This window comes from Bacillus sp. FJAT-45037, assembly GCF_002797325.1.
In the GTDB taxonomy this organism is placed as follows: domain Bacteria; phylum Bacillota; class Bacilli; order Bacillales; family Bacillaceae_D; genus Alkalihalophilus.
The window spans coordinates 1,700,712-1,723,420 of sequence record NZ_KZ454938.1 but is presented as its reverse complement, the minus strand read 5'-3'; the positions used below and the strand labels follow the sequence as shown (position 1 = coordinate 1,723,420).

The window sequence follows — 22,709 nt, the reverse complement described above, 5'->3', positions numbered from 1 at the left end:
CATAGAGATGAGGGAGTAATGTGGGACACAGAGTATTAATTGTTGATGATGCAGCATTCATGCGTATGATGATCAAGGATATTTTATCAAAAAATGGGTTTGATGTGGTTGGGGAAGCGAATGACGGGGCACATGCAATAACAAAATATAAAGAACTCACTCCGGACTTAGTTACGATGGATATTACGATGCCAGAAATGGATGGAATTACATCGTTAAAGGAAATTAAAAAAATAGATCCCAATGCAAAAGTGATCATGTGTTCTGCGATGGGACAACAAGCAATGGTCATTGATGCAATCCAAGCAGGAGCAAAAGATTTTATCGTTAAACCGTTTCAAGCCGATCGTGTACTTGAGGCAATCAAGAAAACTCTTGGGTAATTACATTCGTAGTAAGTGTGGTGTGTCACAAATGGTTCGCAAGTTATATGCATTAATTGTTTTACTTTTTTTGATGATGATCTTACCAATGCATAATGTTATTGCAGAGGAAGTAAATGAAAATAGGTCTGTAATTGATGCAATCGAAGAAGAGAAGCAGCAGAATACTAACAACAATGAAACGACTACTGAACGTGAGCAAGAACAAGAAGAAAATATAGCTGATCCGATAAATGATGAACAAGAAATTCCAATTAGCATGAATGAACAAAACACTTTCTTAATGTTTGTTCAATTGATTGCAGCCCTTATTTTTGTTATTTTTCTGATTTACATGCTATTGCGTTTTGTGAATAAAAGGACTCAGTCTTATAATTCCACTAAACTATTACAAAACATCGGTGGTGTAGCATTAGGTGCAAATCGTTCTGTGCAATTAGTCAAGGTTGGAGATCGATTACTAGTTGTAGGGGTGGGAGATTCCATCCAGCTTTTAAAAGAACTTGATGACCCAATTGAAATTGAACGATTATCTAAGATGCAGCAGCAACAGTTTGAACAAATGGATCAACCATTATCAAAAGCGTTGAGTAAGTTAGCAGGTAGTTTCAGAACAAAGTCTAAGCTCGACCAAGAGAAAACGAATACTAGCAATGAACAAGCGTTTAAAGCACTTTTAAATAATCAATTAAATGATGTGTCATCATCTCAGAAAAAAATACATGACGAAGTTAGGGAGAGAGAGAAATGATGGTCGATCAACTTATAATGCCTGCCATTACTCAAATCCCTGGAATTGATTTTGATTTTCTATCAGAAGACCCTACAAATGTAGCTACAACGATACAATTGTTACTAATTTTAACGATTTTATCTCTTGCACCAGGTATTTTGATATTAATGACGAGCTTTACGCGGATTGTAATCGTGTTGTCATTCGTTCGCCAAGGGTTAGCTACACAATCGATGCCGCCGAACCAAGTTCTAATTGGATTAGCCCTGTTTCTTACTTTTTTTATTATGGCTCCAATTATGGCTGAGGTAAATGAACAAGCATTAACTCCATTTTTAGATGGTGAGTTAACGCAAGAAGAAGCGTTAGAGCAAGCGGCTATTCCAATGAAAGAGTTTATGGCCCAACATACAAGAGAGAAAGATTTGGCTCTTTTTATGGGTTATGCCGGGATGGATAGACCAACGTCCCTTGATGAAATCCCGCTGACTGCCCTAATTCCAGCGTTTGCGATTAGTGAGCTGAAAACAGCCTTTCAAATTGGCTTTTTAATATTTGTACCGTTTCTTGTTATTGATATGATTGTAGCGAGTGTTCTGATGTCAATGGGGATGATGATGTTACCACCAGTTATGATTGCTTTACCATTTAAAATATTATTGTTTGTTCTTGTAGATGGTTGGTATTTAATTGTTCAATCACTACTGCTTAGTTTTAATTAGGGATGTGTGTAGATGAGCTCTGAATTTGTAATCGGCATAGCTGAAAATGGAATTTGGACGGTGTTATTGGTAGCCGGACCATTACTTATCGTAGCATTAGGATTAGGACTAGCTGTTAGTATATTCCAAGCCACGACTCAAATCCAAGAACAAACGCTAGCATTTATTCCGAAAATTGTAGGAGTATTCGCTGCTATGATCATTTTTGGACCTTGGATGCTTTCGCAAGTGACTAATTTTACTTATCAAATCTTTAGTAATTTACATCGGTATATCGGATAATGAATGATTTTATAAATTTATTACCAGCATTTCTACTGATTCTTGTCAGAGTGCTTGCATTCTTTTCAGTTATACCGATTTATGGTCACCGCTCGATCCCAACTACACATAAAATAGGTCTAGCTCTTATGCTTAGTTGGATTATGATTTTTGCCCTTGACTCCCCAGAAATAATCATTGATACGACTTATTTTTTATTAATTATAAAAGAAATGTTAGTAGGATTGATGGTTGGATTGATTGCAATGATCATGCTGTATGCGATACAAGTTGCAGGTGGTTTCATTGATTTTAATATGGGTTTTATGATTGCAAATGTAGTAGACCCTCAAACAGGTGCACAGTCCCCTTTAATTGGTAGTTATCTTTATACCATTGCTTTATTGTTTTTATTTGCAGTCAATGGCCATCATTTATTGTTAGATGGAATTTTTTATAGTTATCAATTTGTCCCAATGGAGCAAGTGTTTTTACCGTTTGGACAGGAGAATGTGGTTCGATATGTTGTCACAACGTTTAATGCAATGTTTATTATTGCCTTTCAGATGGCATTACCAATTGTTGGTTCATTATTTTTAGTTGATATCGCTCTTGGGATGGTATCTAGAGCTGTACCACAGATGAATGTTTTCGTTGTTGGTATGCCATTAAAAATATTAGTAGGTTTATTACTTTTAACGGTTTACATGTCTGTTTTTATCATGGTTGTGCAACAACTCTTTGATCAAATGATTTTAGCGATGCGAACGCTCTTACAGTTGTTAGGAGGAGCATAATGGCCTTTCTAAAAGTTAAGCTGCAATTTTTCGCTGATGAAAAGACTGAAAAAGCTACACCGAAAAAAAGGCAAGATTCAAGAAAAAAAGGGCAAGTTGCCAAGAGTACAGATGTCAACACAGCCGTTATTTTACTGTTTGTTTTTTTCTTTCTATGGTTTTTTGGTGGGACCTTACTAGGTACTACGTTATCGAATTTAATGAAACATGTCTTTCAAACTTATTTATTGCTAGAACTAACACCTAAAAGTTTTGAAATGATGTTTGTAGAACTTACAATGGAAGCTGCTGTCGTATTATTACCGATTATGTTAGTAGCGATGATCGCAGGTATTTTTTCGAGCTATGTTCAAGTAGGACCGATGCTAACGACGGATCCTCTGAAAATGAAATTAAGCAAATTAGATCCCATCAAGGGCTTTAAACGGATATTTTCGGTCCGAGCTATTGTGGAGCTATTAAAATCACTATTGAAAATTTCGTTCGCAGGTGTTGTGGTGTTTTTAATTATTTGGTTTAACCTTGAGGATGTTATGTTGCTTTCGCAAAAATCTGTCATAGAAGGTTTTGCAACGATTGCCCAATTGGCGGCGCTTATGAGTGTAGCTGTTGCAATTTTGTTGTTGTTCTTATCTGTTCCTGATTATTTATATCAACGCTATGATCATGAAAAACAAATCAAGATGTCGAAAAAAGACATTAAAGATGAGCATAAGAACATGGAAGGTGACCCTAGGATTAAATCCAAACGAAAGCAGAAACAAATGGAGATGGCGATGCAAAGGATGATGCAAGAAGTCCCTAATGCCGATGTCGTCATTACCAATCCAACTCACTATGCGATTGCGTTAAAATACGATGAAGAAAAGTCAGATGCACCGATTATTGTAGCAAAAGGTGTCGATTATGTTGCCCAAAAAATCAAACGAGTAGCTGATGAGAACCATATTGTCATGGTGGAAAATAAACCACTTGCCCGTGCACTCCATAGTCAAGCTGAAATCGGTGACCAAGTACCTGAGGATTTGTTTAAAGCGGTCGCTGAAGTACTTGCTTATGTCTATCGATTAAAAAATAAACAGGTGAACTAGATGTTGTCTGAAAGTTAGGAGAGAAGCATTTTGAAAGCAAGAGACTTTACGGTATTATTGGGTGTCATTTTAATTGTTGCCATGTTGATTATCCCTCTACCGCCAGGAATACTGGATTTCTTAATAATCATTAATATCTCTCTTGCACTCATTATTATTTTAGTTGCAATGAGTACAAATGACGCATTGCAATTTTCTATATTTCCAACGCTCTTGTTGCTCGTTACACTATTCCGATTAGGTTTAAATGTATCAACAACACGTTCGATATTAGGAAATGCAGAAGCAGGGAATGTCATTGATACTTTCGGGAATTACGTGGTAGGTGGTAATGCCCTCGTAGGATTTGTTGTTTTCTTAATTTTAATTATCATCCAATTTGTTGTTATCACAAAAGGGGCAGAGCGTGTATCAGAGGTTGGTGCAAGATTCACCTTAGATGCGATGCCTGGTAAACAGATGAGTATCGATGCCGATTTAAATGCAGGAATGATTTCTGATATAGAAGCGAAAGGTCGTCGCGAACGGATTGAAAAGGAAGCTGATTTTTACGGAGCGATGGACGGAGCTAGTAAGTTCGTAAAAGGGGATGCGATTGCCGGGATCGTTATTGTTATTATTAATATGATCTTCGGATTAATTATCGGTATGATGCAGATGGGTATGGACCTTACGACATCGGCAACGACGTACACTCTTTTAACAGTTGGTGACGGTCTAGTCAGTCAAATACCAGCACTATTAATTTCTACAGCAACAGGGATTATCGTTACGCGTGCATCTTCAGATGGAAACTTAAGTCAAGACCTTACCAAGCAATTGTTTGCCTATCCTCAAATGCTGTATGTAGCTGCAGGAACGATCTTTTTACTTGGAGTTGCAACACCAATCGATAAGTTTGTTACGTTCTCAGTCGCTGCTATCTTAGGGTTTGGAGCGTTTCGATTGACAAAGATTGAGAAGAGAACACTTGAAGAAGTAGAGACCGAGGAAGTAAAGGAAGACAAAGACGATATGAAATCTCCTGAGAGTGTTGTATCGTTATTGCAAATTGATCCAATTGAATTTGAATTTGGGTATGGATTAATACCGCTTGCCGATGCCAATCAGGGTGGAGACTTGCTTGATCGAGTCGTTATGATCCGCAGACAAATGGCTTTAGAGCTCGGTATGATTGTGCCGGTCATTCGTATTCGCGATAATATTCAATTACAACCTAATGAATACACGATAAAAATTAAAGGAAATGAAGTAGCCAAAGGGGAGCTTTTACTCGATCATTATATGGCGATGAGTCCTGGCGTTGATGACGAATCGATCGTTGGGGTTGATACAGTCGAACCAGCTTTTGGTTTACCTGCGCAATGGATCGGAGAAGAGATGAAAGAACAGGCTGAACTATCTGGTTATACAGTTGTTGATCCGCCTTCTGTTGTATCGACTCATTTAACCGAAGTGATCAAACGCCATGCCCATGAATTATTAGGGCGCCAAGAAACAAAACAATTGGTTGATCACTTACAAGAAACATACCCAGCACTAGTGGAGGAAGTAACACCAAATACTCTTTCTACAGGTGATGTTCAGAAGGTATTAACGAATCTACTCAAAGAAAGTATTTCTATCCGAAACTTGCCGATTATTTTTGAAACATTGGCTGACTATGGTCAAATGACAAAAGACATGGATCTAGTTTCAGAATATGTGAGGCAATCATTGTCTCGTCAAATTTCTAAGCAGTTTACAACACCAGGTGAACCGTTATATGTCATTACACTAAGCGGAAGTGTTGAGAAAAAAGTTGCAGATAGTGTACAGCAAACAGAACACGGAAATTTCTTATCGATGGACCCGACTCAATCACAACAAATTCTTGAGTCAGCGGCCCAAGAGACGGAACGCTTATCTCAAATGGGACAAGTACCGGTTATTCTCTGTTCACCTGCTGTTAGGATGTATGTTCGTCAGTTAATTGAAAGATACCTTCCGCATGTACCAGTTCTTTCGTACAATGAACTAGAAGCTAATGTAGAAGTCCAAAGTGTTGGAGTGGTGAATGCAGAATGAAGGTAAAAAAATATACAGCAAATTCCATGCACGAAGCCATGAAACACATTCGAGCTGAACTCGGTGATGATGCGGTCATTTTAAGTTCGAAGGAAGTAGAATCAGGTGGGTTTCTTGGTTTTTTCACTAAAAAGAAAACCGAAGTTGTCGCAGCAATTGATTCCATGCCAGAACGCCCGCAACCAGTGAGGACATCGAAGCCTAAAGTGAGGATAAATGAGGAAGCCTCCCCTTCGTTGCAGCCAAAGGAAGACCAAAAGCGATTATTGAAAGAGGTAGAAGAATTAAAAGCGCTTGTTCAAGGAATGTCAACAACTCAAACTCGAGAAGAGCAACAGTATCCAGCTCCTTTTCAGCAACTTGATGACCAGTTAAAAGCACACGGAGTAATTGAGTCAATCCGACTTGAAGTCATAAAAAATCTGTTGAAAGAATGGTATAATAAAACAGAAAGCGGCCATCAATCATTTCAATTTAAAGAAAGAACAAAACAGCTTTTAGTCAAAGAATTATCATTGCTTCCAATGGGTGATGATCTTTTGAATAAGAAAGTAGTCAACATCGTTGGTCCAACAGGTGTTGGAAAAACGACAACCATTGCCAAGATCGCTGCAGAGTTTGTGTTGAAAAAACATAAAAAAGTAGCATTAATTACAACGGATACGTATCGTATTGCAGCGGTTGAGCAATTAAAGACATACGCTAAAATCTTAAATATACCGATTGAAGTCGCTTATTCTGTTGAAGACTTCAAAAAGGCAAAAGAACAGTTCCAACATTATGATGTTTTACTTGTTGATTCAGCAGGAAGAAACTTTAGAAACAAGCTATATGTTGAAGAGTTATCGAAAGTAATCGACTTTAATCAAGAAGCAGAAACGTTACTCGTTTTAGCATTGACTTCAAAGTATGAAGATATGAAACAAATTATTGGTCAATTTTCATTAATTCCAATTAAACAAGTAATCTTTACGAAACAAGACGAAACCTCGTCATACGGCGCTTGTATTAATGTACCATTTGAATTTGGACTAGGTGTAGCATATGTGACCAATGGTCAAAATGTTCCAGATGATATGATAGAGGCCACTGCAGAACGATTAATACAGCCGATATTAAAGGGTGTACACGATGAATGATCAAGCTGAAACACTGAGACACCTCGTTAATACAAATCAAAAACATACAGCAAAAGTTGTAGCTATTGTTAGCGGTAAGGGTGGAGTGGGAAAATCAAATGTTTGTTTAAACTTCGCTCTTGCTTTAACAGAACAGAAAAAAAAAGTGGCAATTATTGATTTAGATATCGGAATGGGAAATCTTGATATTCTCATGGGTCTATCTGCCAAAAGACATATTTTTGATATGTTGAAAAACCAACTGACTATATGGGATATCATTGAAAAGGGACCTAATGATCTCACGTATTTAGCTGGCGGATCAGGGTTGTCAGAATTTGTTGATTTGAATGAAGAAGAATTAAACCGTTTTTCTCAACAATTGGAGTCTCTTGGGAAAGAGTATGATTACATTTTTCTAGATATGGGTGCAGGGGCAACAGAAGAAAGTATGCAATTTATTCTAGCGGCTCATGAAGTGATTGTGATTACAACGCCTGAACCAACCGCGATTATGGATGCTTATGCAATGGTCAAATACATCTGTCTACATGATGAGTCAAAGGAATTAGCTCTCATTATCAATCGTGCAGAGACGGAACAAGAAGGCATTAAAACGGCAACCAACTTCACGAGAGTGACAAGTCGATTTTTAAATAAAGAACTTCATATCTTGGGACATTTACCTGATGATCGAGCGGTAAGTAGAGCTGTAAAGGCACAAATACCGTTTCTATTGCACAACGAGAACACACAGGTATCCAAATCAATCCGTTTCATCGTTAGACATTATTTAGGACAAACGAAATCCCCTAAAGAAACCACATTTAGTAGTTTCATTGAACGTATGCGTAATCGATTTAAGAAAAAGTAAAGGGTGAGAAGTGAGAGAAGGAGAGTGAATTCATGAAAGAAATAAAAGTGTTAGTCGTAGATGATTCTGCTTTTATGAGGAAAGTCATTAGTGACATGTTAAATAAAGACTCGAACATAGAGGTCATTGCGACAGCTCGTAACGGAGCAGAGGCACTTATTAAACGAAAATCATTCAACCCTGATGTCATCACTCTAGATGTTGAAATGCCAGTCATGGATGGATTAGAAACACTACAAAGACTGATGGAGGAAGACTCGATTCCTGTAGTCATGATCAGTAGTTTAACAACGAAAGGGACCGAACAAACAATGCTCGCGATAGAGTATGGTGCTGTTGATTTTGTTTCAAAAACGTCTGGTTCGATTTCTCTTGATCTTCACTTAATCGAAAAAGAAATCATACAAAAAGTGAAGCTTGCATACAAAGCGAATGTTTCCAAATCGTTCAAACCAAAACCTATAGAACCATTTCAACTCAAACGAGAACAAGATAACCATACAATCAAGCAAAAGAAAATCATTGCCATTGGGACGTCAACAGGTGGTCCAAAAGCTCTAAAAGAAGTACTGACTAAACTTCCGAAGACAATGCCTGCTCCGTTACTAATCGTACAGCATATGCCAAAAGGGTTTACCCAATCGCTAGCTACGCGATTAAATATGTTATCACAAATTGAAGTTAAAGAAGCGGTTGATGGAGAGTTGTTAAGAAACGGTGTGGCTTATATTGCACCTGGTGGGTTTCATATGGAAGCGAAAAAGGTAGGGCAAGCATACACGGTTCATCTGCATCAACAAGAAGCAAGAAGAGGACATCGACCTTCTATTGATGTACTATTTGAATCCTTAGCGGTCCTAAACGATATTCAAACGATTGCAGTGATCATGACAGGGATGGGGTCAGATGGTAAAGCGGGGCTTACGAAATTAAAGAATCATGGACACTGTTATTCCATCGCTGAATCAGAGCAAACTTCTGTGGTCTTTGGTATGCCAAAAGCCGCGATTGAAGCAAATATCATTGACGAAGTGAGAAATCTTGAGTCTATTAGTGAGGAAATTATTCACCGATTTTGACGATTGGTAAATGAGTAGGGGAGGTCCGCAATGACAGATTTATCGCAGTTGAAACCATTCCATTTAGATATATTAAAAGAAATTGGAAACATAGGAGCCGGCAACGCGGCAACCTCATTATCAACGTTGCTTCAAAAGAAGATCGATATGAATGTTCCTAAAGTTAGAGTCGTGCATCTACAGGAATTATCTGAGCAAGTAGGGGGAGCAGACACAGAAGTTGCCGCGATCTTTCTTCGAATAGCCGGGGATGCCCCGGGTAGTATGTTTTATCTATCGACTCTACAACAAGCAGAAGGACTAATTTCTTCACTAATAGGAAATGAAGAATTCTCATTAAAAACTCCCCCCTTTGATTCAGTTGGGCTATCAGCTTTACAAGAAGTAGGAAATATTTTAGCCGGTTCTTACCTTTCTGCTTTAGCTGACTTCACTGGTTTGAACTTACAACCGACAGTTCCGGGCCTAGGAATTGATATGGTCGGGGCAATATTAAGTTATGGTCTCGGTCCGTTGTCTGAAGCTGGTGACTACGCCTTAGTTATTGATACGCATATCCGTGAAGTTGGTCAAACAAGTGAAGAAACATCAGGTCACTTCTTCTTATTGCCAGATCCTGAGTCGTTTCAGGTGATTTTTCAATCATTAGGAGTGAATGTGGATGAGTGAGGTCATTAAAGTTGGGATGGCTGACTTAAATGTTGTCAAACCACCCAATACAATCCGAACATCGGGACTTGGTTCGTGTGTGGGTGTGGTCATTTATGATGAGATGACTTCTATTACTGGAATGGCACATATTATGTTACCTGATTCCAATCAATCAAAACAAGCCAATTTAAATGTCGCAAAATACGCGGATACAGCTATTAAAGAATTAATCGTTCAGATGGATCAAGTTGGTGCACGCTCTTTTTCATTAAAAGCTAAGATTGCAGGTGGAGCTCAAATGTTTACGTTCTCTTCAGGGAGTGATGTGATGAGAATTGGTCCAAGGAATGTTGAAGCAGTTAAAGAAGTATTACGTCAATTTCAAATTCCGTTATTAGCAGAAGACGTGGGTGGGAAAAGTGGACGAACGATTGAATTTGATCCGAGAACGAAGGAATTACATATACGCACTGTCAATCAAGGTACTACTGCAATTTGATGCGTGAAACGAACGATAGGAGGTATAAACATGATAGGTGTGACAGCGATTGAAAATCAGAAAATTTGGGATAGATGGTTACAAAGTCGTGATCATGAAGCTTGTGATGAATTAATTCGTTTATACATGCCGATTGTTAACTATCATGTTCAACGAATTTCAGTAGGATTACCAAAAAATGTAGCAAAAGATGATCTTATTAGCCACGCTATGCTTGGACTTTATGATGCATTGCAAAAGTTTAATCCTGACCGAGACTTTAAGTTTGATACTTACGCATCTTTTCGAGTACGCGGAGCAATTATAGATGGTCTTAGAAAAGAAGACTGGCTCCCCCGTTCGATGCGTGAGAAAATCAAAAAAGTTGAAGCGTGTATTCTTCAACTAGAACAAGAATACGGTCGCGTAGTCTCAGCTAAAGAAGTTGGGGCAAAGCTTGAGATGACAGAACAAGAAGTGCATCAAGTTATGACCGAGCATTTTACAGCAAATCTTCTCTCAATTGATGATTATTCTAATGAATCTGAGCGCCACGAATCATTTGCGTCAAGCATTGAAGATAAGCAAACGAAGACACCAGAGCAACGATTATTAGCCGAGTCGACAAAAGAAGAATTAGTGGCTATGATTTCGAAGTTAACAGAGAAAGAACAATTAGTCGTCAGTTTGTTTTATTATGAAGAATTAACGTTAACTGAAATTGGACATATTATGGACCTCTCCACTTCTCGAATTTCGCAAATTCATTCGAAATCATTATTTAAATTGCAACAATTACTAAAAAAATAATCATAGTATTAAAGTTTCTTTTCTGTAATAGTATAGAATTTTCAGCGAGGGACTGATTTAATGATAGAATTAGAACGTTATTTTACAATACAAATCTCAAATAGCAAAATGGAAGCATCAATTGTTCAACTTGAACGGCTAAAAGAGGATGAGCATTTCTCAGCAGAGGAATTTAAAAGTTGGATTCATGAACATGGAATTAACTCAGGAATTATCGAGGAAGTGGTTGATGCAATTTCGAATGATCAAGAAGTCAAAGATCCTGTAATTTTCGCTCAAGGTATCCCGCCGACTACAGGCAAGGATGCCTATTTAAAAATATCTTTCTTAGATGAGAAAGAAACGAATAACGACGGTGAACCGACCTCCATTAATCTTCGCCAGTTTTTAGAGATTGATTCGGTGTTTGCACACAACAAAATAGCAGAGAAAGTTTCAGCAACCAAAGGACAGAATGGTTTTAATGTTTTAGGTGAGGAACTTATAGCAAAGTCAGGAAAAGATTTTGTTTTACGAGCAGGTAAAAATACAAGAGTAAATCTAGAAGAACAAAGCGTATATTCTCTAATTGACGGTCAAGTTAGTATAGAAGAAAAGAAGATTCATGTTTTCCCCGTCTATGAGGTAAAAGGTGACCTTGATATGAAGACAGGGAATGTGACTTTTGTTGGAAGTGTTGTTGTGAATGGCAATGTTCCTAATGGCTTTGAAATAAAAGCGGATGGAGATATTCGAGTTCGAGGGACGGTTGAAGGTGCCAGGCTTATAGCTGGAGGTTCGATCTTTGTAGGGGCTGGTATTGTCGGGCAAAAAAGAAGTTATATCAAAGCAGAAGAAAACATACATACATCCTTCATTAATGAGGGAGATGTCGAAGCTGGAGGAAATTTAGAAGTTGTTCAAGCGATCCTCCATAGTAAATGTAAGGCTGCTCAATCTATTGTTTGTACACGTGGAAAAGGAAATATTGTTGGAGGAGTATTATCTGCTGGAGTAGGGATAATGGCTAAGGAAATTGGCAATGACATGCAAACAAAAACTTCTTTATATATCGGGGTCAACGAACAAATGTTAAAAAAGCAAAAAGAGGCACTAGCAACTCATCAAAAAGCACTAGAGGATATAGATAAACTAGGAAAGTTATTAAAGGTATATTTGTTAAAACAACAACAGCAACCTCTTGTTGGAAAAGAAAAGATTATGATGCTACGGGTGAAGCATTCACTGCAGGCTGCTAAAAATTTATTAGACAGTTCCGAGGAGACCGTGCGTCATTTAAATGAGTCTATCGATAGCAAAGAAAGCGGTTACGTTTTAGCGGAGCGCGAGATTTTTCCAAATGTCGATGTTCATTTCGGGAAATACAGAAGGAAGATTGCTACAAAATATCAGTATGCTAAAATTGAATTAGTAGATAGTGAGATTAAAGTCACAACCATATAAGGAGTTGTTGATACATGAGCATTCGACCAATTGAGGTTCAAGGTTCATTTCCTCATTCCCAAAAAGTAGGAAAGATTCAAGAGCAATTGCAACAGAGAGGGCAAGTGGGTCAGGAAATTATTGCGCAACAGCTAGGAGAGGAAGAACGGCTTAAACGCAAGCAAATCCAAGAGTCGAGTGAGTCGGAAAAAGGAATGTTTCATCAAGATGAAGAGAATCAAAAGGATCAGAGAGAACAATCATCACACAACAAGAACGAAGATGACAAGCAAAACAATGAGCCTCATCCTTTTAAGGGGAAGTTCGTTGATTATTCAGGTTAGCTAAAGGGAGATGTTTCATGACAGTTTATTTATTAGTTATCAGCTTGCTTTTGCATGGAGTAACGATTTTATGGATGTTTACTCTCGCAAAAAAAGAAAGTGTTACAAATACTTCTGATGTTTCGGGAGATCGCATCAAGCAAGAAATTGAAGAAATGTTGTTTGCATACACGCTTGAAATGAAAGAGGAGAACGAACGTCTTCTACAAGAGATAAAAAAGACAAAACAAATAAAACGATCAGAAAATGATACATTGAAGCCACCCGATGCTAAAGGCATAAACCTAGATGAATCGACAAGACCAACGATGGTTGAGCAACCCAAAGGTGTAAATCGTGTACCTAAAGCTTACGTGAAAGAAGAATCGGTAAATGAACATTCAGAATACATGCCACCGATGATGAAAGAAGAAGATCCAGCAACGATTTTCGAACAATCAGACACAGCAAATGTGTTGATGCTATTCAAACGAGGCTTATCAATTGAACAAATTGCGAAGCAACTTAACCTTGGTAAAGGTGAAGTCGAGTTAATCATAAAATTTTATCGTTAATTCGACATGATTACTTGCAACAAGAGAGTAGATGTGGTATATTAATCCACGGTGTTAATCACACACGCCTCTAATTTAAGTGATGGTGCTGTTTAACAGTGTCACTTAAAAATGATGAGCGCGGAGGAAAAAAAAACCACTTATTGAAGGAGGTGTTTGATGTGGCAGTTATCTCCATGAAACAATTATTAGAAGCTGGGGTACACTTCGGTCACCAGACTCGTCGTTGGAACCCAAAAATGGATCGCTACATCTTCACAGAACGTAACGGAATTTATATCATTGATCTTCAAAAGACAGTGAAAAAAGTTGAATCGGCGTACAACTTTGTACGTGATTTAGCAGCTGACGGAGGAAAAATCCTTTTTGTTGGTACAAAGAAACAAGCTCAAGATTCAGTGAAAGACGAAGCTGAGCGTTGTGGTATGTACTTCATCAACCAACGTTGGTTAGGTGGTACTCTTACGAACTTTAAAACTATCCAAAAACGTATTACTCGTCTTAAGAATCTCGAGAAGATGCAAGAAGACGGTACATTCGATGTTCTTCCTAAGAAAGAAGTAATTCTTCTTAAGAAAGAAATGGATCGTCTTGAGAAGTTCTTAGGCGGTATTAAAGACATGAAGGGTGTTCCAGATGCACTTTTCGTTATTGACCCACGTAAAGAACGCATTGCAATTGCGGAAGCTCATAAGCTTAACATCCCAATTGTTGCGATTGTAGATACAAACTGTGATCCAGATGAAATCGACTATGTAATCCCTGGTAATGACGATGCAATTCGTGCAGTAAAACTTCTTACTGGTAAAATGGCGGATGCAGTAATCGAAGCTACTTCAGGTGAGGAAGAAGAAGACGTAGTTGCAGAAGAAACAACTACTGCTTAATTTCATTTGATCCAAAAAGGGTGGTGAAGGGGATGACCCTTTACCACTTTTTTTTACGAAATGTAAACATGACATACATAAGGACAAGCTATGATGTTTGTTCTCTTGGCATGTGTGACATACTGACAACTTAAGGAGGCGTTTTAACATGGCAGTAACAGCTAGCATGGTAAAAGAATTGCGCGAAAAAACTGGTGCGGGTATGATGGATTGTAAGAAAGCTCTAACAGAAGTGAATGGAGATATGGAAAAAGCGATTGATCTTCTTCGCGAAAAAGGAATCGCTAAAGCCGCGAAAAAAGCAGATCGTGTAGCTGCTGAAGGTCTTACATTCGTAAAGTCTCAAGGCAACAAAGCAGTAATTGTTGAAGTGAACTCTGAGACAGATTTCGTTTCGAAAAACGAAAACTTCCAAAACCTTGTTCAAGAGCTAGCAGAGCACGTATTAACGCAAACTCCAGCTTCTGTTGAAGAAGCAATGGAACAACCTTTCAAAGGTGAAGGCACATCTGTACAAGAATACATTAACTCTTCCATTGCAAAAATCGGGGAAAAGATTTCTCTTCGTCGTTTTGAGCTAGTTGAAAAGACTGATAGTGATGTATTTGGTGAGTATCTTCACATGGGTGGACGTATCGGAGTTCTTGCAGTTGTAGAAAACTCTGCTGATACTGATCTTGCTAAAGATATCTCAATGCACGTAGCGGCAATTAACCCAACTTATGTTTCTCGTGATGAAGTATCACAAGAAGAAGTTGCGCGTGAGCGTGAAGTGTTGAAACAACAAGCTCTAAACGAAGGAAAGCCAGAAAATATTGTTGAGAAGATGGTTGAAGGTCGTCTTAGCAAATATTTCGAACAAGTTTGCTTGCTTGATCAACCATTTGTTAAAGATGGCGATCAAAAAGTGGGTAAATACGTTCAAAGCAAAGGCGGAGCTGTGAAATCATTCATCCGTTATGAAGTTGGAGAAGGTATGGAAAAGCGTGAAGATAACTTTGCAGAAGAAGTTATGTCTCAAGTGAAGAAGTAATCTAGTAGAGGAGGGGCACAGTGTGTCCCTTTTTTCAAAAATTAATAAGGTCATGCCTGCTGATCATGAGTCAATTCGGCATGATCAATTAAGTGGAGTCTACACGGCTTGTTGTGATGGAGGGTATCATGCAGAAATATAATCGAGTGGTATTAAAGCTAAGCGGTGAAGCATTAGCTGGTGACCAAGGCTATGGAATTGATCCGGTTGTTATTCAATCAGTGGCAAAACAATTAAAAGAAATCGTTGAGCTTGATGTAGAAGTTGCAGTCGTTGTAGGTGGTGGCAATATCTGGCGCGGAATGGCTGGGAGTGCAAAAGGTATGGACCGCGCAACAGCAGACTATATGGGAATGCTCGCGACAGTGATGAATTCATTAGCTCTTCAAGATAGCTTAGAAGATATTGGCATTGAAACACGTGTTCAAACCTCAATCGAGATGAGACAGGTTGCCGAACCGTACATTCGTCGCAAAGCGATTCGTCACCTCGAGAAAAAGCGTGTTGTTATTTTTGCAGCAGGCACAGGAAACCCTTATTTCTCTACAGACACGACAGCTGCCCTTCGTGCTGCGGAAATCGAAGCAGAAGTTATTTTAATGGCGAAAAACAACGTAGATGGCGTATACAGTGCAGATCCATCAGTAGATGCGAATGCGAAAAAATATACAGAAATTTCATACATGGATGTTTTAAAAGAAGGCTTGGCAGTGATGGATACGACAGCATCTTCTTTATGTATGGATAACAACATTCCACTTAGAGTCTTCTCTATTATGGAAGAAGGAAACATCAAAAAAGCTGTTCTAGGCGAAAATATTGGAACTATTGTAAGGGGGAACTCTTAATGTCAAAAGAAGTTATGAATAGTGCAAAAGAACGTATGTTAAAAGCCATTGAGTCACTTAATCGCGAACTAGCTAAATTACGTGCTGGTCGCGCAAATCCAGCGATTCTAGATCGCGTGACAGTTGAGTATTATGGGGCAGATACGCCACTTAATCAACTAGCTACGATCTCAGTACCAGAAGCACGTTTGCTTATGATACAGCCATTTGATAAAACGGCGATGAATGACATCGAACGTGGCATTCAAAAAGCAGATCTAGGCTTAACACCTACTAATGATGGAATCGTGATTCGTATTCAAATTCCTGCATTGACTGAAGAGCGTCGTCGTGACCTTGTTAAGCTTGTTAAAAGAGCGGCAGAAGATGCAAAAGTAGCTGTTCGTAATGTGCGTCGTGATGCGAATGATGATCTTAAAAAATTGCAAAAAGACGGTGAAATGACCGAAGATGAATTACGTCGTGACACAGACGAAGTTCAAAAACTTACAGATAAAAAAATCGCTGATATAGATGCAGTGGCAGAAAAGAAAGAAAAAGAAATCATGGAAGTCTAAACCGATTCAAGGTAGAATATTAAGTGTAAGTGACCCTCTTGTTCTACAGGGGGGTTTTTACACGTTCTTATTAGTAAAGTTAAAGTTATGAGCAAGCGTGCAAACGGTTATGCTGATAAGAGCCTCACTTGTTTCAACTTAGATGGAGGGCAAGCAAATGCTGGATAAAATTTCAAAGTGGAAATCGAGCTTAACAACTAAAACGGTTCAAGAAGAAAAAGCGGATCCGCAGATCATTCCAAGTCATGTGGCAATTATCATGGATGGTAATGGCCGCTGGGCAAAGCAAAAAGGTCTTCCTCGCATCGCAGGACATCGTGAAGGAATGAAAGTAATTAATAAAATTGTTCGTCGATCAAATGAGTTGGGTGTTGAAGCCTTGACATTATACGCATTCTCCACAGAAAATTGGAAGCGTCCAAAAAGTGAAGTTGATTATTTAATGAAACTTCCAGAGCGTTTTTTAGGAATGGAACTCCCTAAGTTAAAGGAAGAAAATGTTAAGGTGCGTTTAATGGGAAGTCTTGATCACCTCCCTAGTCATACACTCGACGCAGTTAATAAAGCCGTCAAAGAGACAGAAAATAATACAGGTCTTATTTTAAACTTCGCCTTAAACTATGGAAGTCGATTTGAAATGGTTGAAGCGATGAAGAAAGTGGCTATGCAAGTAGAGCAAGGAAGTTTAAAGGTAGAAGATATTAATGAGAATGTAATTGAAGCTAATCTTATGACTTCAGATTTAAAAGATCCTGACTTGTTAATTCGTACAAGTGGGGAAATACGATTAAGTAACTTCATGCTATGGCAATTAGCCTATAGTGAATTTTGGTTTACAGATGTACTTTGGCCTGATTTTAACGAAGAGCATTATACAGAAGCGATTATGGCATACCAAAAACGCGCTCGACGTTATGGGGGAGTATAAATAGAGGAGGCGTATCAAAATGAAGCAAAGGATAATAACGGGTGTGATCGGTGCGATTGTTTTCATTAGCATGGTCGTACTCGGAGGCTGGTTTTTTTCAATCTTCATTTCAATCGTCGCCTCTGTGGCCATGATCGAGTTATTAAAAATGAAAAAAATTGCACCATTATCTCTTATGGGGATTGTAAGCCTACTATCTATGTGGCTATTGCTTGTGCCAACTTCTTGGTTCGATCAATTGATCCCGATTACATACACTAAAGTTGAAACATTTATTTTTCTTATTTTAGTTTTACTCATGTTTACCGTATTAACAAAAAACTCGTTTACATTTGACGAGGTGGGCTTTGTCATCTTATCATCTGTTTATGTAGGTTTTGGTTTTCATTTTTTAATTTTAACGCGAGAGATTCCCGATGTCGGTATGTACCTCGTCTTCTTTGTCTTATTTTTAATTTGGACAACCGATTCTGGGGCATATTTTGCAGGGAGGTCATTAGGTAAACATAAATTATGGCCAGACATTAGCCCGAAAAAAACTATTGAAGGGTCAATAGGTGGTATCGTCGCTGCCTTAATAGTGGGAACTATTTTTTATCAGCTTGTCCCAATATTCCCTAATTACCTTACCGCATTGTTAATTATGGTTGTTGCCTCAACATTCGGCCAGCTCGGTGACTTAGTAGAATCAGCATTAAAGCGTCATTATGCTGTTAAAGATTCTGGAAATGTATTACCTGGACACGGTGGAATTTTAGACCGCTTTGATAGCTTAATTTATGTGATGCCAATTTTGCACTTGCTTCAACTGATCTAAAATAAATTTTGATACATAGATATAAAAATACATGTTGATCATGAAATAGTAGGTGAGTACGTTGAAGAAGATAAGCTTATTAGGATCTACAGGATCAATAGGGACACAAACATTAGATGTCATTAAGCATCACTCTGAGCAATTTGAACTTGTTGCGATGTCGGTCGGACGAAATATTGATTTGGCTATTGATCAAATTCATCAATTCTCCCCATCGATTGTGTCCGTTATAACTAAAGAAGACGCCGAACATTTAAAAAAAGAAATCTCAGCAGATGTCCAAGTTGTTTATGGCGAAGAAGGGTTAATCGAGGTTGCAGCTCACACAGACGCTGAAGTGTTAGTAAATGCTGTTATAGGTAGTGTTGGTTTAACGCCTACACTAAAAGCAATTGAGGCAGGAAAAACCATTGCGATTGCCAATAAAGAAACGCTCGTCACAGCAGGTCATATTGTTACAGAAGCTGCGAAACGTCATAATGTGACTCTTCTTCCTGTAGATAGTGAACATTCAGCCATCTTTCAAGCGTTAAATGGTGAACATTCTAGTGAAATTTCCCGTTTAATTTTAACTGCTTCTGGTGGAAGTTTTAGAGATCGCACAAGAGATGAACTTGAAGGTGTGACGGTTACAGAAGCGCTAAATCACCCGAACTGGTCAATGGGAGCAAAAATCACGATTGATTCAGCAACAATGATGAATAAAGGTCTAGAAGTAATTGAAGCACACTGGCTTTTTGATATTGCTTATGACAAGATTGATGTTGTCCTTCACAAAGAAAGTATCATACACTCGATGGTTGAATTTGTTGATAGTAGTGTGATGGCTCAACTAGGTACCCCAGATATGAAGGTTCCAATTCAATATGCACTTACATATCCTAACCGTTTACGAGCTACGAACGAAGAACGTCTTAACCTGTGGGAAATCGGGAAACTGCATTTCTCGAAATTAGATATAAAAAGGTATCGATGTATGGCATATGCATATGAAGCAGGACGTCTCGGAGGAACCATGCCAACAGTATTGAATGCTGCAAATGAAGAAGCGGTTGCCGCCTTCTTGAATGGAAACATTTCCTTTTTAGAAATTGAGTCTCAAATTGAACAAGCTTTAGAGCGCCACGACAAGATTAGTCAACCAACGCTAGAAGTAATTCAGGAAGTAGATCGGGAGACGAGAATGTTTATCCACTCGTTACGCTAAAATTAAAAGTGGAGGTTGGTTATTTGAATACGTTAATATCGTTTATTATTGTTTTTGGTTTACTTGTGTTTATTCATGAATGGGGTCACTTATACTTTGCAAAACGTGCAGGCATATTATGTCGGGAATTCGCGATCGGTTTTGGTCCAAAATTGTTTTCATTTAAGAAAAATGAAACAGTGTATACGATCCGTATGCTTCCACTAGGCGGCTTCGTCCGCATGGCTGGAGAAGATCCAGAGATGGTTGATATCAAGCCTGGTTTTGAGATTGGGTTAGTATTTAATCGTCATAATGAAGTGAAACAAATCATTATAAACAATAAATCAAAACATCCAGAAGCCAAAGTGGTTCAGGTCGAGAAGATTGATTTAGAACATGAACTATTTGTTGAGGCCTATGATGAGGATGAATTGGTACGCTATAATGTTCATAACAAAGCCGTACTCGTCCAGGATGAGCAAGCAACACAAATTGCTCCTTGGGATCGTCAGTTTGGTTCAAAAACGGTAGGTCAACGTGCCTTAGCTATTTTTGCAGGACCTATGATGAACTTCATTCTAGCATTTGTTTTGCTAGCAGCTCTTGCATTAATGCAAGGCATTCCTGTGGACCGGGCTGAGATTGGTGAAGTGATGCCAGATAGCGCGGCAGCAAGTGCTGGTTTACTAGAAGGTGATCAAGTCTCGAGCATTGATAATATCCCAACAGATACCTGGGAAGATATGACAAGCATTATTCAACAAAATCCGAAAGAAACGATTACGTTCTCTGTTATTCGTGACAATCAACCAACATCGGTATCGGTTACACCGAACGAGCGAGAAGGACAACTAGGTGCTTCTGAAGGGTTCATTGGTGTGACACAACCTAGAGAATTCTCAATACCAGGTTCTCTTATGTTCGGTGTCACTCAAACATACTTATTCATGACGATGATTTTTGAAGTACTAGGATTATTAATTACAGGGCAATTTTCGCTTGATTATGTTGCAGGACCTGTCGGCATTTACACATATACAGGTGAAGCTGCTGCTCTAGGTATTTTTGTCTTGATGCAATGGGCAGCTGCCTTAAGTGTAAACCTTGGTATTATTAATTTATTGCCGATTCCAGCAATGGATGGTGGACGTTTGGTCTTTATCGGACTAGAGGGATTAAGAGGAAAGCCTATTGATCCACAAAAAGAAGGCATGGTTCACCTAGTTGGATTTGCATTACTATTCTTACTTGTAATCTTTGTCACATGGAACGATATTAACCGTTTGTTTATGTAAGAATGATTCTTACATAGCTTAAAGAAGAAAGGATTTTGAGAGATGAGACAACGTTCATTATTAGCGCCAACTTTACGAGATGTACCTGCGGATGCAGATATTATTAGTCACCAATTAATGCTACGTGCGGGAATGATCCGTCAAATAGCAGCAGGGATTTACTCGTATTTACCATTAGCGAAAAGAGTGCTTCATAAAGTAGAAACGATTGTTCGAGAAGAAATGGATCGCTCTGGCGCACAAGAGATGACGATGCCGACGATGCACCCAGCTGAGTTATGGCAAGAAACAGGTCGTTGGGATAAAATGGGCGGGGAATTGATGCGATTACAAGATCGTCATAATCGTGACTTCGCTCTTGGACCGACGCATGAAGAAGTCATTACAAGTCTCCTGCGTGATAGCGTGAAATCATACAAGAAATTGCCTTTAAATATTTACCAAATTCAAACGAAATTCCGTGATGAGCGTCGACCTAGGTTTGGTTTATTACGTGGACGTGAGTTCATTATGAAGGATGCTTACTCTTTCCACGCGACAACTGAAAGTCTAGATGAAGCCTATAACGATATGTATGAGGCATATTCACGAATTTTTGCGCGTTGTGGTTTAACATTCCGTCCAGTCATTGCTGATTCTGGTGCGATTGGCGGAAAGGACACGCATGAATTCATGGCTTTATGTGAAGTAGGGGAAGATACAATTGCCTATTCTGATGAATCCGACTATGCAGCAAATATTGAAATGGCTTCTGTAAATGAAACATATGTGAAGCCAGATGTTGCCCTTCATGAATGCAAAAAAGTAGATACCGGTACTGCTAAAACGATCGCAGAAGTAGCAGAAGAACTTACAGTGTCTGCACACGAGATCGTGAAGACATTGCTTGTACAAATTGATGAAGAATGGACACTTGTTTTACTACGGGGTGACCACGAGTTAAACGAAATCAAATTACGACATGAACTAGGAGCAACATCGATTCGATTTGCTGAAGGAGCGGAAGTAGCAGACGTATTATCTGCACCGATTGGTAACATTGGTCCTGTCAATGTAGACAATCTAAAAATTGTCGCTGATCATGCTGTCTCTGCAATGGTAAATGCTGTAACTGGAGCAAATGAGCTAAATCATCACTTTACAGGTGTAAATGTCGATCGAGACTTCTCAGTTGACCAGTATGCAGACCTGCGTTTTATTCAAGAAGGAGACGCTTCACCAGACGGCAAAGGAACGATCCAATTTGCTCAAGGGATTGAAGTTGGACAAGTATTCAAACTAGGAACAGTGTACTCAGAAAGTATGAATGCCATGTTCTTAGATGAGAATGGTAAAAACAAACCAATGATTATGGGTTGCTATGGCGTTGGTGTATCGCGGACAGTCGCAGCTATTATTGAACAACATCATGATGAGAATGGTATAGTCTGGCCAACATCGGTCGCACCATATGATCTTCATTTATTAACTTTAAATAGTAAAAACACCGAACAAAATGAGCTATCAGAAAACCTGTATAACGAATTGAAATCGGCAGGCTTCGATGTGTTGTATGATGACCGTCCAGAGCGTGCTGGTGTGAAGTTTAAAGACGCTGATCTTTTCGGACTTCCAATCCGTGTTTCTGTCGGTAAGCGCGCGGCAGAGGGTATTGTCGAAGTGAAGATCCGTAAAACGGGAGAAGTTATTGAAGTTGAAGTGGCCGATCTTATCAAGACGATTCGTGTAGAACAAGAAAAATTAGCAATGTAATATAGAGTTTTAGGTATCT

The 22,709-nt window shown here is 38.8% G+C and carries 25 protein-coding genes; all 25 read left to right on the top strand.

Going from position 1 to position 22,709, the window contains the following annotated elements; translation table 11 throughout:
• Nucleotides 1-20: 20 nt before the first annotated feature.
• The 25 genes from CDZ88_RS08795 to CDZ88_RS08675 all read left to right on the top strand — a co-directional run bounded on the left by CDZ88_RS08795 (nt 21) and on the right by CDZ88_RS08675 (nt 22,690).
• Nucleotides 21-383, top strand: coding sequence for a response regulator (locus CDZ88_RS08795; protein ID WP_100373194.1), 363 nt, complete (start codon nt 21-23; stop codon nt 381-383).
• 31 nt (nt 384-414) lie between these two features.
• On the top strand, nt 415-1,134 hold the full coding sequence (locus CDZ88_RS08790) for a flagellar biosynthetic protein FliO (protein ID WP_157796514.1): 720 nt from the start codon (nt 415-417) through the stop codon (nt 1,132-1,134).
• 17 nt (nt 1,135-1,151) lie between these two features.
• Nucleotides 1,152-1,838 (top strand): flagellar type III secretion system pore protein FliP, encoded by a 687-nt coding sequence (gene fliP, locus CDZ88_RS08785; protein WP_198507887.1) that lies wholly within the window; start codon nt 1,152-1,154, stop codon nt 1,836-1,838.
• Between the two features lie 12 nt (nt 1,839-1,850).
• The gene (gene fliQ / locus CDZ88_RS08780; RefSeq protein WP_100373192.1) at nt 1,851-2,120 is read left to right on the top strand and encodes a flagellar biosynthesis protein FliQ; all 270 of its coding nucleotides are present in this window, start codon (nt 1,851-1,853) and stop codon (nt 2,118-2,120) included.
• Nucleotides 2,120-2,896, top strand: coding sequence for a flagellar biosynthetic protein FliR (gene fliR, locus CDZ88_RS08775; protein ID WP_100373191.1), 777 nt, complete (start codon nt 2,120-2,122; stop codon nt 2,894-2,896). Before fliQ ends, fliR begins: the two co-directional genes overlap by 1 nt.
• Nucleotides 2,896-3,987 (top strand): flagellar biosynthesis protein FlhB, encoded by a 1,092-nt coding sequence (gene flhB, locus CDZ88_RS08770; protein WP_198507839.1) that lies wholly within the window; start codon nt 2,896-2,898, stop codon nt 3,985-3,987. The genes fliR and flhB overlap by 1 nt, the downstream gene beginning before the upstream one ends.
• A gap of 30 nt (nt 3,988-4,017) precedes the next feature.
• A complete protein-coding gene (flhA, locus tag CDZ88_RS08765; RefSeq protein ID WP_100373189.1) occupies nt 4,018-6,054 on the top strand; it encodes a flagellar biosynthesis protein FlhA in 2,037 nt (678 codons plus the stop codon).
• Nucleotides 6,051-7,193 (top strand): flagellar biosynthesis protein FlhF, encoded by a 1,143-nt coding sequence (flhF, locus tag CDZ88_RS08760; protein WP_100373188.1) that lies wholly within the window; start codon nt 6,051-6,053, stop codon nt 7,191-7,193. Before flhA ends, flhF begins: the two co-directional genes overlap by 4 nt.
• The gene (locus CDZ88_RS08755; RefSeq protein WP_100373187.1) at nt 7,186-8,046 is read left to right on the top strand and encodes a MinD/ParA family protein; all 861 of its coding nucleotides are present in this window, start codon (nt 7,186-7,188) and stop codon (nt 8,044-8,046) included. Before flhF ends, CDZ88_RS08755 begins: the two co-directional genes overlap by 8 nt.
• 32 nt (nt 8,047-8,078) lie before the next feature.
• Nucleotides 8,079-9,125: a protein-glutamate methylesterase/protein-glutamine glutaminase gene (locus CDZ88_RS08750; RefSeq protein ID WP_100373186.1), complete on the top strand. Its 1,047-nt coding sequence runs from the start codon at nt 8,079-8,081 to the stop codon at nt 9,123-9,125.
• A 30-nt stretch (nt 9,126-9,155) separates the two neighbouring features.
• Nucleotides 9,156-9,794, top strand: a complete 639-nt coding sequence (locus CDZ88_RS08745; RefSeq protein ID WP_100373185.1) for a chemotaxis protein CheC — start codon at nt 9,156-9,158, stop codon at nt 9,792-9,794.
• The gene (locus tag CDZ88_RS08740) at nt 9,787-10,275 is read left to right on the top strand and encodes a chemotaxis protein CheD (protein ID WP_100373184.1); all 489 of its coding nucleotides are present in this window, start codon (nt 9,787-9,789) and stop codon (nt 10,273-10,275) included. The genes CDZ88_RS08745 and CDZ88_RS08740 overlap by 8 nt, the downstream gene beginning before the upstream one ends.
• Nucleotides 10,276-10,305: 30 nt before the next feature.
• A complete protein-coding gene (locus tag CDZ88_RS08735) occupies nt 10,306-11,064 on the top strand; it encodes a FliA/WhiG family RNA polymerase sigma factor (RefSeq protein ID WP_100373183.1) in 759 nt (252 codons plus the stop codon).
• A 60-nt stretch (nt 11,065-11,124) separates the two neighbouring features.
• Entirely contained in the window at nt 11,125-12,507 is a 1,383-nt protein-coding gene (locus tag CDZ88_RS08730; RefSeq protein WP_100373182.1) for a DUF342 domain-containing protein, read from the top strand.
• Between the two features lie 14 nt (nt 12,508-12,521).
• Nucleotides 12,522-12,830, top strand: a complete 309-nt coding sequence (locus CDZ88_RS08725; protein ID WP_100373181.1) for a hypothetical protein — start codon at nt 12,522-12,524, stop codon at nt 12,828-12,830.
• A gap of 17 nt (nt 12,831-12,847) precedes the next feature.
• A complete protein-coding gene (locus CDZ88_RS08720; protein WP_100373180.1) occupies nt 12,848-13,384 on the top strand; it encodes a DUF6115 domain-containing protein in 537 nt (178 codons plus the stop codon).
• A gap of 161 nt (nt 13,385-13,545) precedes the next feature.
• Nucleotides 13,546-14,271, top strand: coding sequence for a 30S ribosomal protein S2 (gene rpsB / locus CDZ88_RS08715; protein ID WP_100373179.1), 726 nt, complete (start codon nt 13,546-13,548; stop codon nt 14,269-14,271).
• A 148-nt stretch (nt 14,272-14,419) separates the two neighbouring features.
• Nucleotides 14,420-15,304 (top strand): translation elongation factor Ts, encoded by an 885-nt coding sequence (tsf, locus tag CDZ88_RS08710; protein ID WP_100373178.1) that lies wholly within the window; start codon nt 14,420-14,422, stop codon nt 15,302-15,304.
• A gap of 128 nt (nt 15,305-15,432) precedes the next feature.
• The gene (gene pyrH / locus CDZ88_RS08705; RefSeq protein WP_100373177.1) at nt 15,433-16,152 is read left to right on the top strand and encodes a UMP kinase; all 720 of its coding nucleotides are present in this window, start codon (nt 15,433-15,435) and stop codon (nt 16,150-16,152) included.
• Nucleotides 16,152-16,709 (top strand): ribosome recycling factor, encoded by a 558-nt coding sequence (gene frr, locus CDZ88_RS08700; protein ID WP_100373176.1) that lies wholly within the window; start codon nt 16,152-16,154, stop codon nt 16,707-16,709. The genes pyrH and frr overlap by 1 nt, the downstream gene beginning before the upstream one ends.
• 157 nt (nt 16,710-16,866) lie before the next feature.
• The gene (locus tag CDZ88_RS08695) at nt 16,867-17,637 is read left to right on the top strand and encodes an isoprenyl transferase (RefSeq protein ID WP_100373175.1); all 771 of its coding nucleotides are present in this window, start codon (nt 16,867-16,869) and stop codon (nt 17,635-17,637) included.
• A 19-nt stretch (nt 17,638-17,656) separates the two neighbouring features.
• Entirely contained in the window at nt 17,657-18,454 is a 798-nt protein-coding gene (locus CDZ88_RS08690) for a phosphatidate cytidylyltransferase (protein ID WP_100373174.1), read from the top strand.
• A 61-nt stretch (nt 18,455-18,515) separates the two neighbouring features.
• Nucleotides 18,516-19,661: a 1-deoxy-D-xylulose-5-phosphate reductoisomerase gene (locus tag CDZ88_RS08685; protein ID WP_100373173.1), complete on the top strand. Its 1,146-nt coding sequence runs from the start codon at nt 18,516-18,518 to the stop codon at nt 19,659-19,661.
• Nucleotides 19,662-19,684: 23 nt separating this feature from the next.
• Nucleotides 19,685-20,938, top strand: coding sequence for an RIP metalloprotease RseP (gene rseP, locus CDZ88_RS08680; protein ID WP_100373172.1), 1,254 nt, complete (start codon nt 19,685-19,687; stop codon nt 20,936-20,938).
• Nucleotides 20,939-20,980: 42 nt separating this feature from the next.
• A complete protein-coding gene (locus CDZ88_RS08675) occupies nt 20,981-22,690 on the top strand; it encodes a proline--tRNA ligase (protein WP_100373171.1) in 1,710 nt (569 codons plus the stop codon).
• The last annotated feature ends 19 nt before the right edge of the window (nt 22,691-22,709 follow it).

Excerpts from the sequence above, each read along its gene's own strand:
- CDZ88_RS08730 (WP_100373182.1), top strand. The coding sequence starts at position 11,125 with ATGATAGAATTAGAACGTTATTTTACAATACAAATCTCAAATAGCAAA.
- flhF (WP_100373188.1), top strand. The coding sequence starts at position 6,051 with ATGAAGGTAAAAAAATATACAGCAAATTCCATGCACGAAGCCATGAAA.
- CDZ88_RS08695 (WP_100373175.1), top strand. The coding sequence starts at position 16,867 with ATGCTGGATAAAATTTCAAAGTGGAAATCGAGCTTAACAACTAAAACG.
- CDZ88_RS08735 (WP_100373183.1), top strand. The coding sequence starts at position 10,306 with ATGATAGGTGTGACAGCGATTGAAAATCAGAAAATTTGGGATAGATGG.
- frr (WP_100373176.1), top strand. The coding sequence starts at position 16,152 with ATGTCAAAAGAAGTTATGAATAGTGCAAAAGAACGTATGTTAAAAGCC.
- flhB (WP_198507839.1), top strand. The coding sequence starts at position 2,896 with ATGGCCTTTCTAAAAGTTAAGCTGCAATTTTTCGCTGATGAAAAGACT.
- CDZ88_RS08755 (WP_100373187.1), top strand. The coding sequence starts at position 7,186 with ATGAATGATCAAGCTGAAACACTGAGACACCTCGTTAATACAAATCAA.
- fliR (WP_100373191.1), top strand. The coding sequence starts at position 2,120 with ATGAATGATTTTATAAATTTATTACCAGCATTTCTACTGATTCTTGTC.
- CDZ88_RS08750 (WP_100373186.1), top strand. The coding sequence starts at position 8,079 with ATGAAAGAAATAAAAGTGTTAGTCGTAGATGATTCTGCTTTTATGAGG.
- fliQ (WP_100373192.1), top strand. The coding sequence starts at position 1,851 with ATGAGCTCTGAATTTGTAATCGGCATAGCTGAAAATGGAATTTGGACG.
- pyrH (WP_100373177.1), top strand. The coding sequence starts at position 15,433 with ATGCAGAAATATAATCGAGTGGTATTAAAGCTAAGCGGTGAAGCATTA.
- CDZ88_RS08675 (WP_100373171.1), top strand. The coding sequence starts at position 20,981 with ATGAGACAACGTTCATTATTAGCGCCAACTTTACGAGATGTACCTGCG.
- CDZ88_RS08790 (WP_157796514.1), top strand. The coding sequence starts at position 415 with ATGGTTCGCAAGTTATATGCATTAATTGTTTTACTTTTTTTGATGATG.
- CDZ88_RS08690 (WP_100373174.1), top strand. The coding sequence starts at position 17,657 with ATGAAGCAAAGGATAATAACGGGTGTGATCGGTGCGATTGTTTTCATT.
- fliP (WP_198507887.1), top strand. The coding sequence starts at position 1,152 with ATGCCTGCCATTACTCAAATCCCTGGAATTGATTTTGATTTTCTATCA.
- CDZ88_RS08720 (WP_100373180.1), top strand. The coding sequence starts at position 12,848 with ATGACAGTTTATTTATTAGTTATCAGCTTGCTTTTGCATGGAGTAACG.
- CDZ88_RS08740 (WP_100373184.1), top strand. The coding sequence starts at position 9,787 with ATGAGTGAGGTCATTAAAGTTGGGATGGCTGACTTAAATGTTGTCAAA.
- CDZ88_RS08745 (WP_100373185.1), top strand. The coding sequence starts at position 9,156 with ATGACAGATTTATCGCAGTTGAAACCATTCCATTTAGATATATTAAAA.
- tsf (WP_100373178.1), top strand. The coding sequence starts at position 14,420 with ATGGCAGTAACAGCTAGCATGGTAAAAGAATTGCGCGAAAAAACTGGT.
- CDZ88_RS08725 (WP_100373181.1), top strand. The coding sequence starts at position 12,522 with ATGAGCATTCGACCAATTGAGGTTCAAGGTTCATTTCCTCATTCCCAA.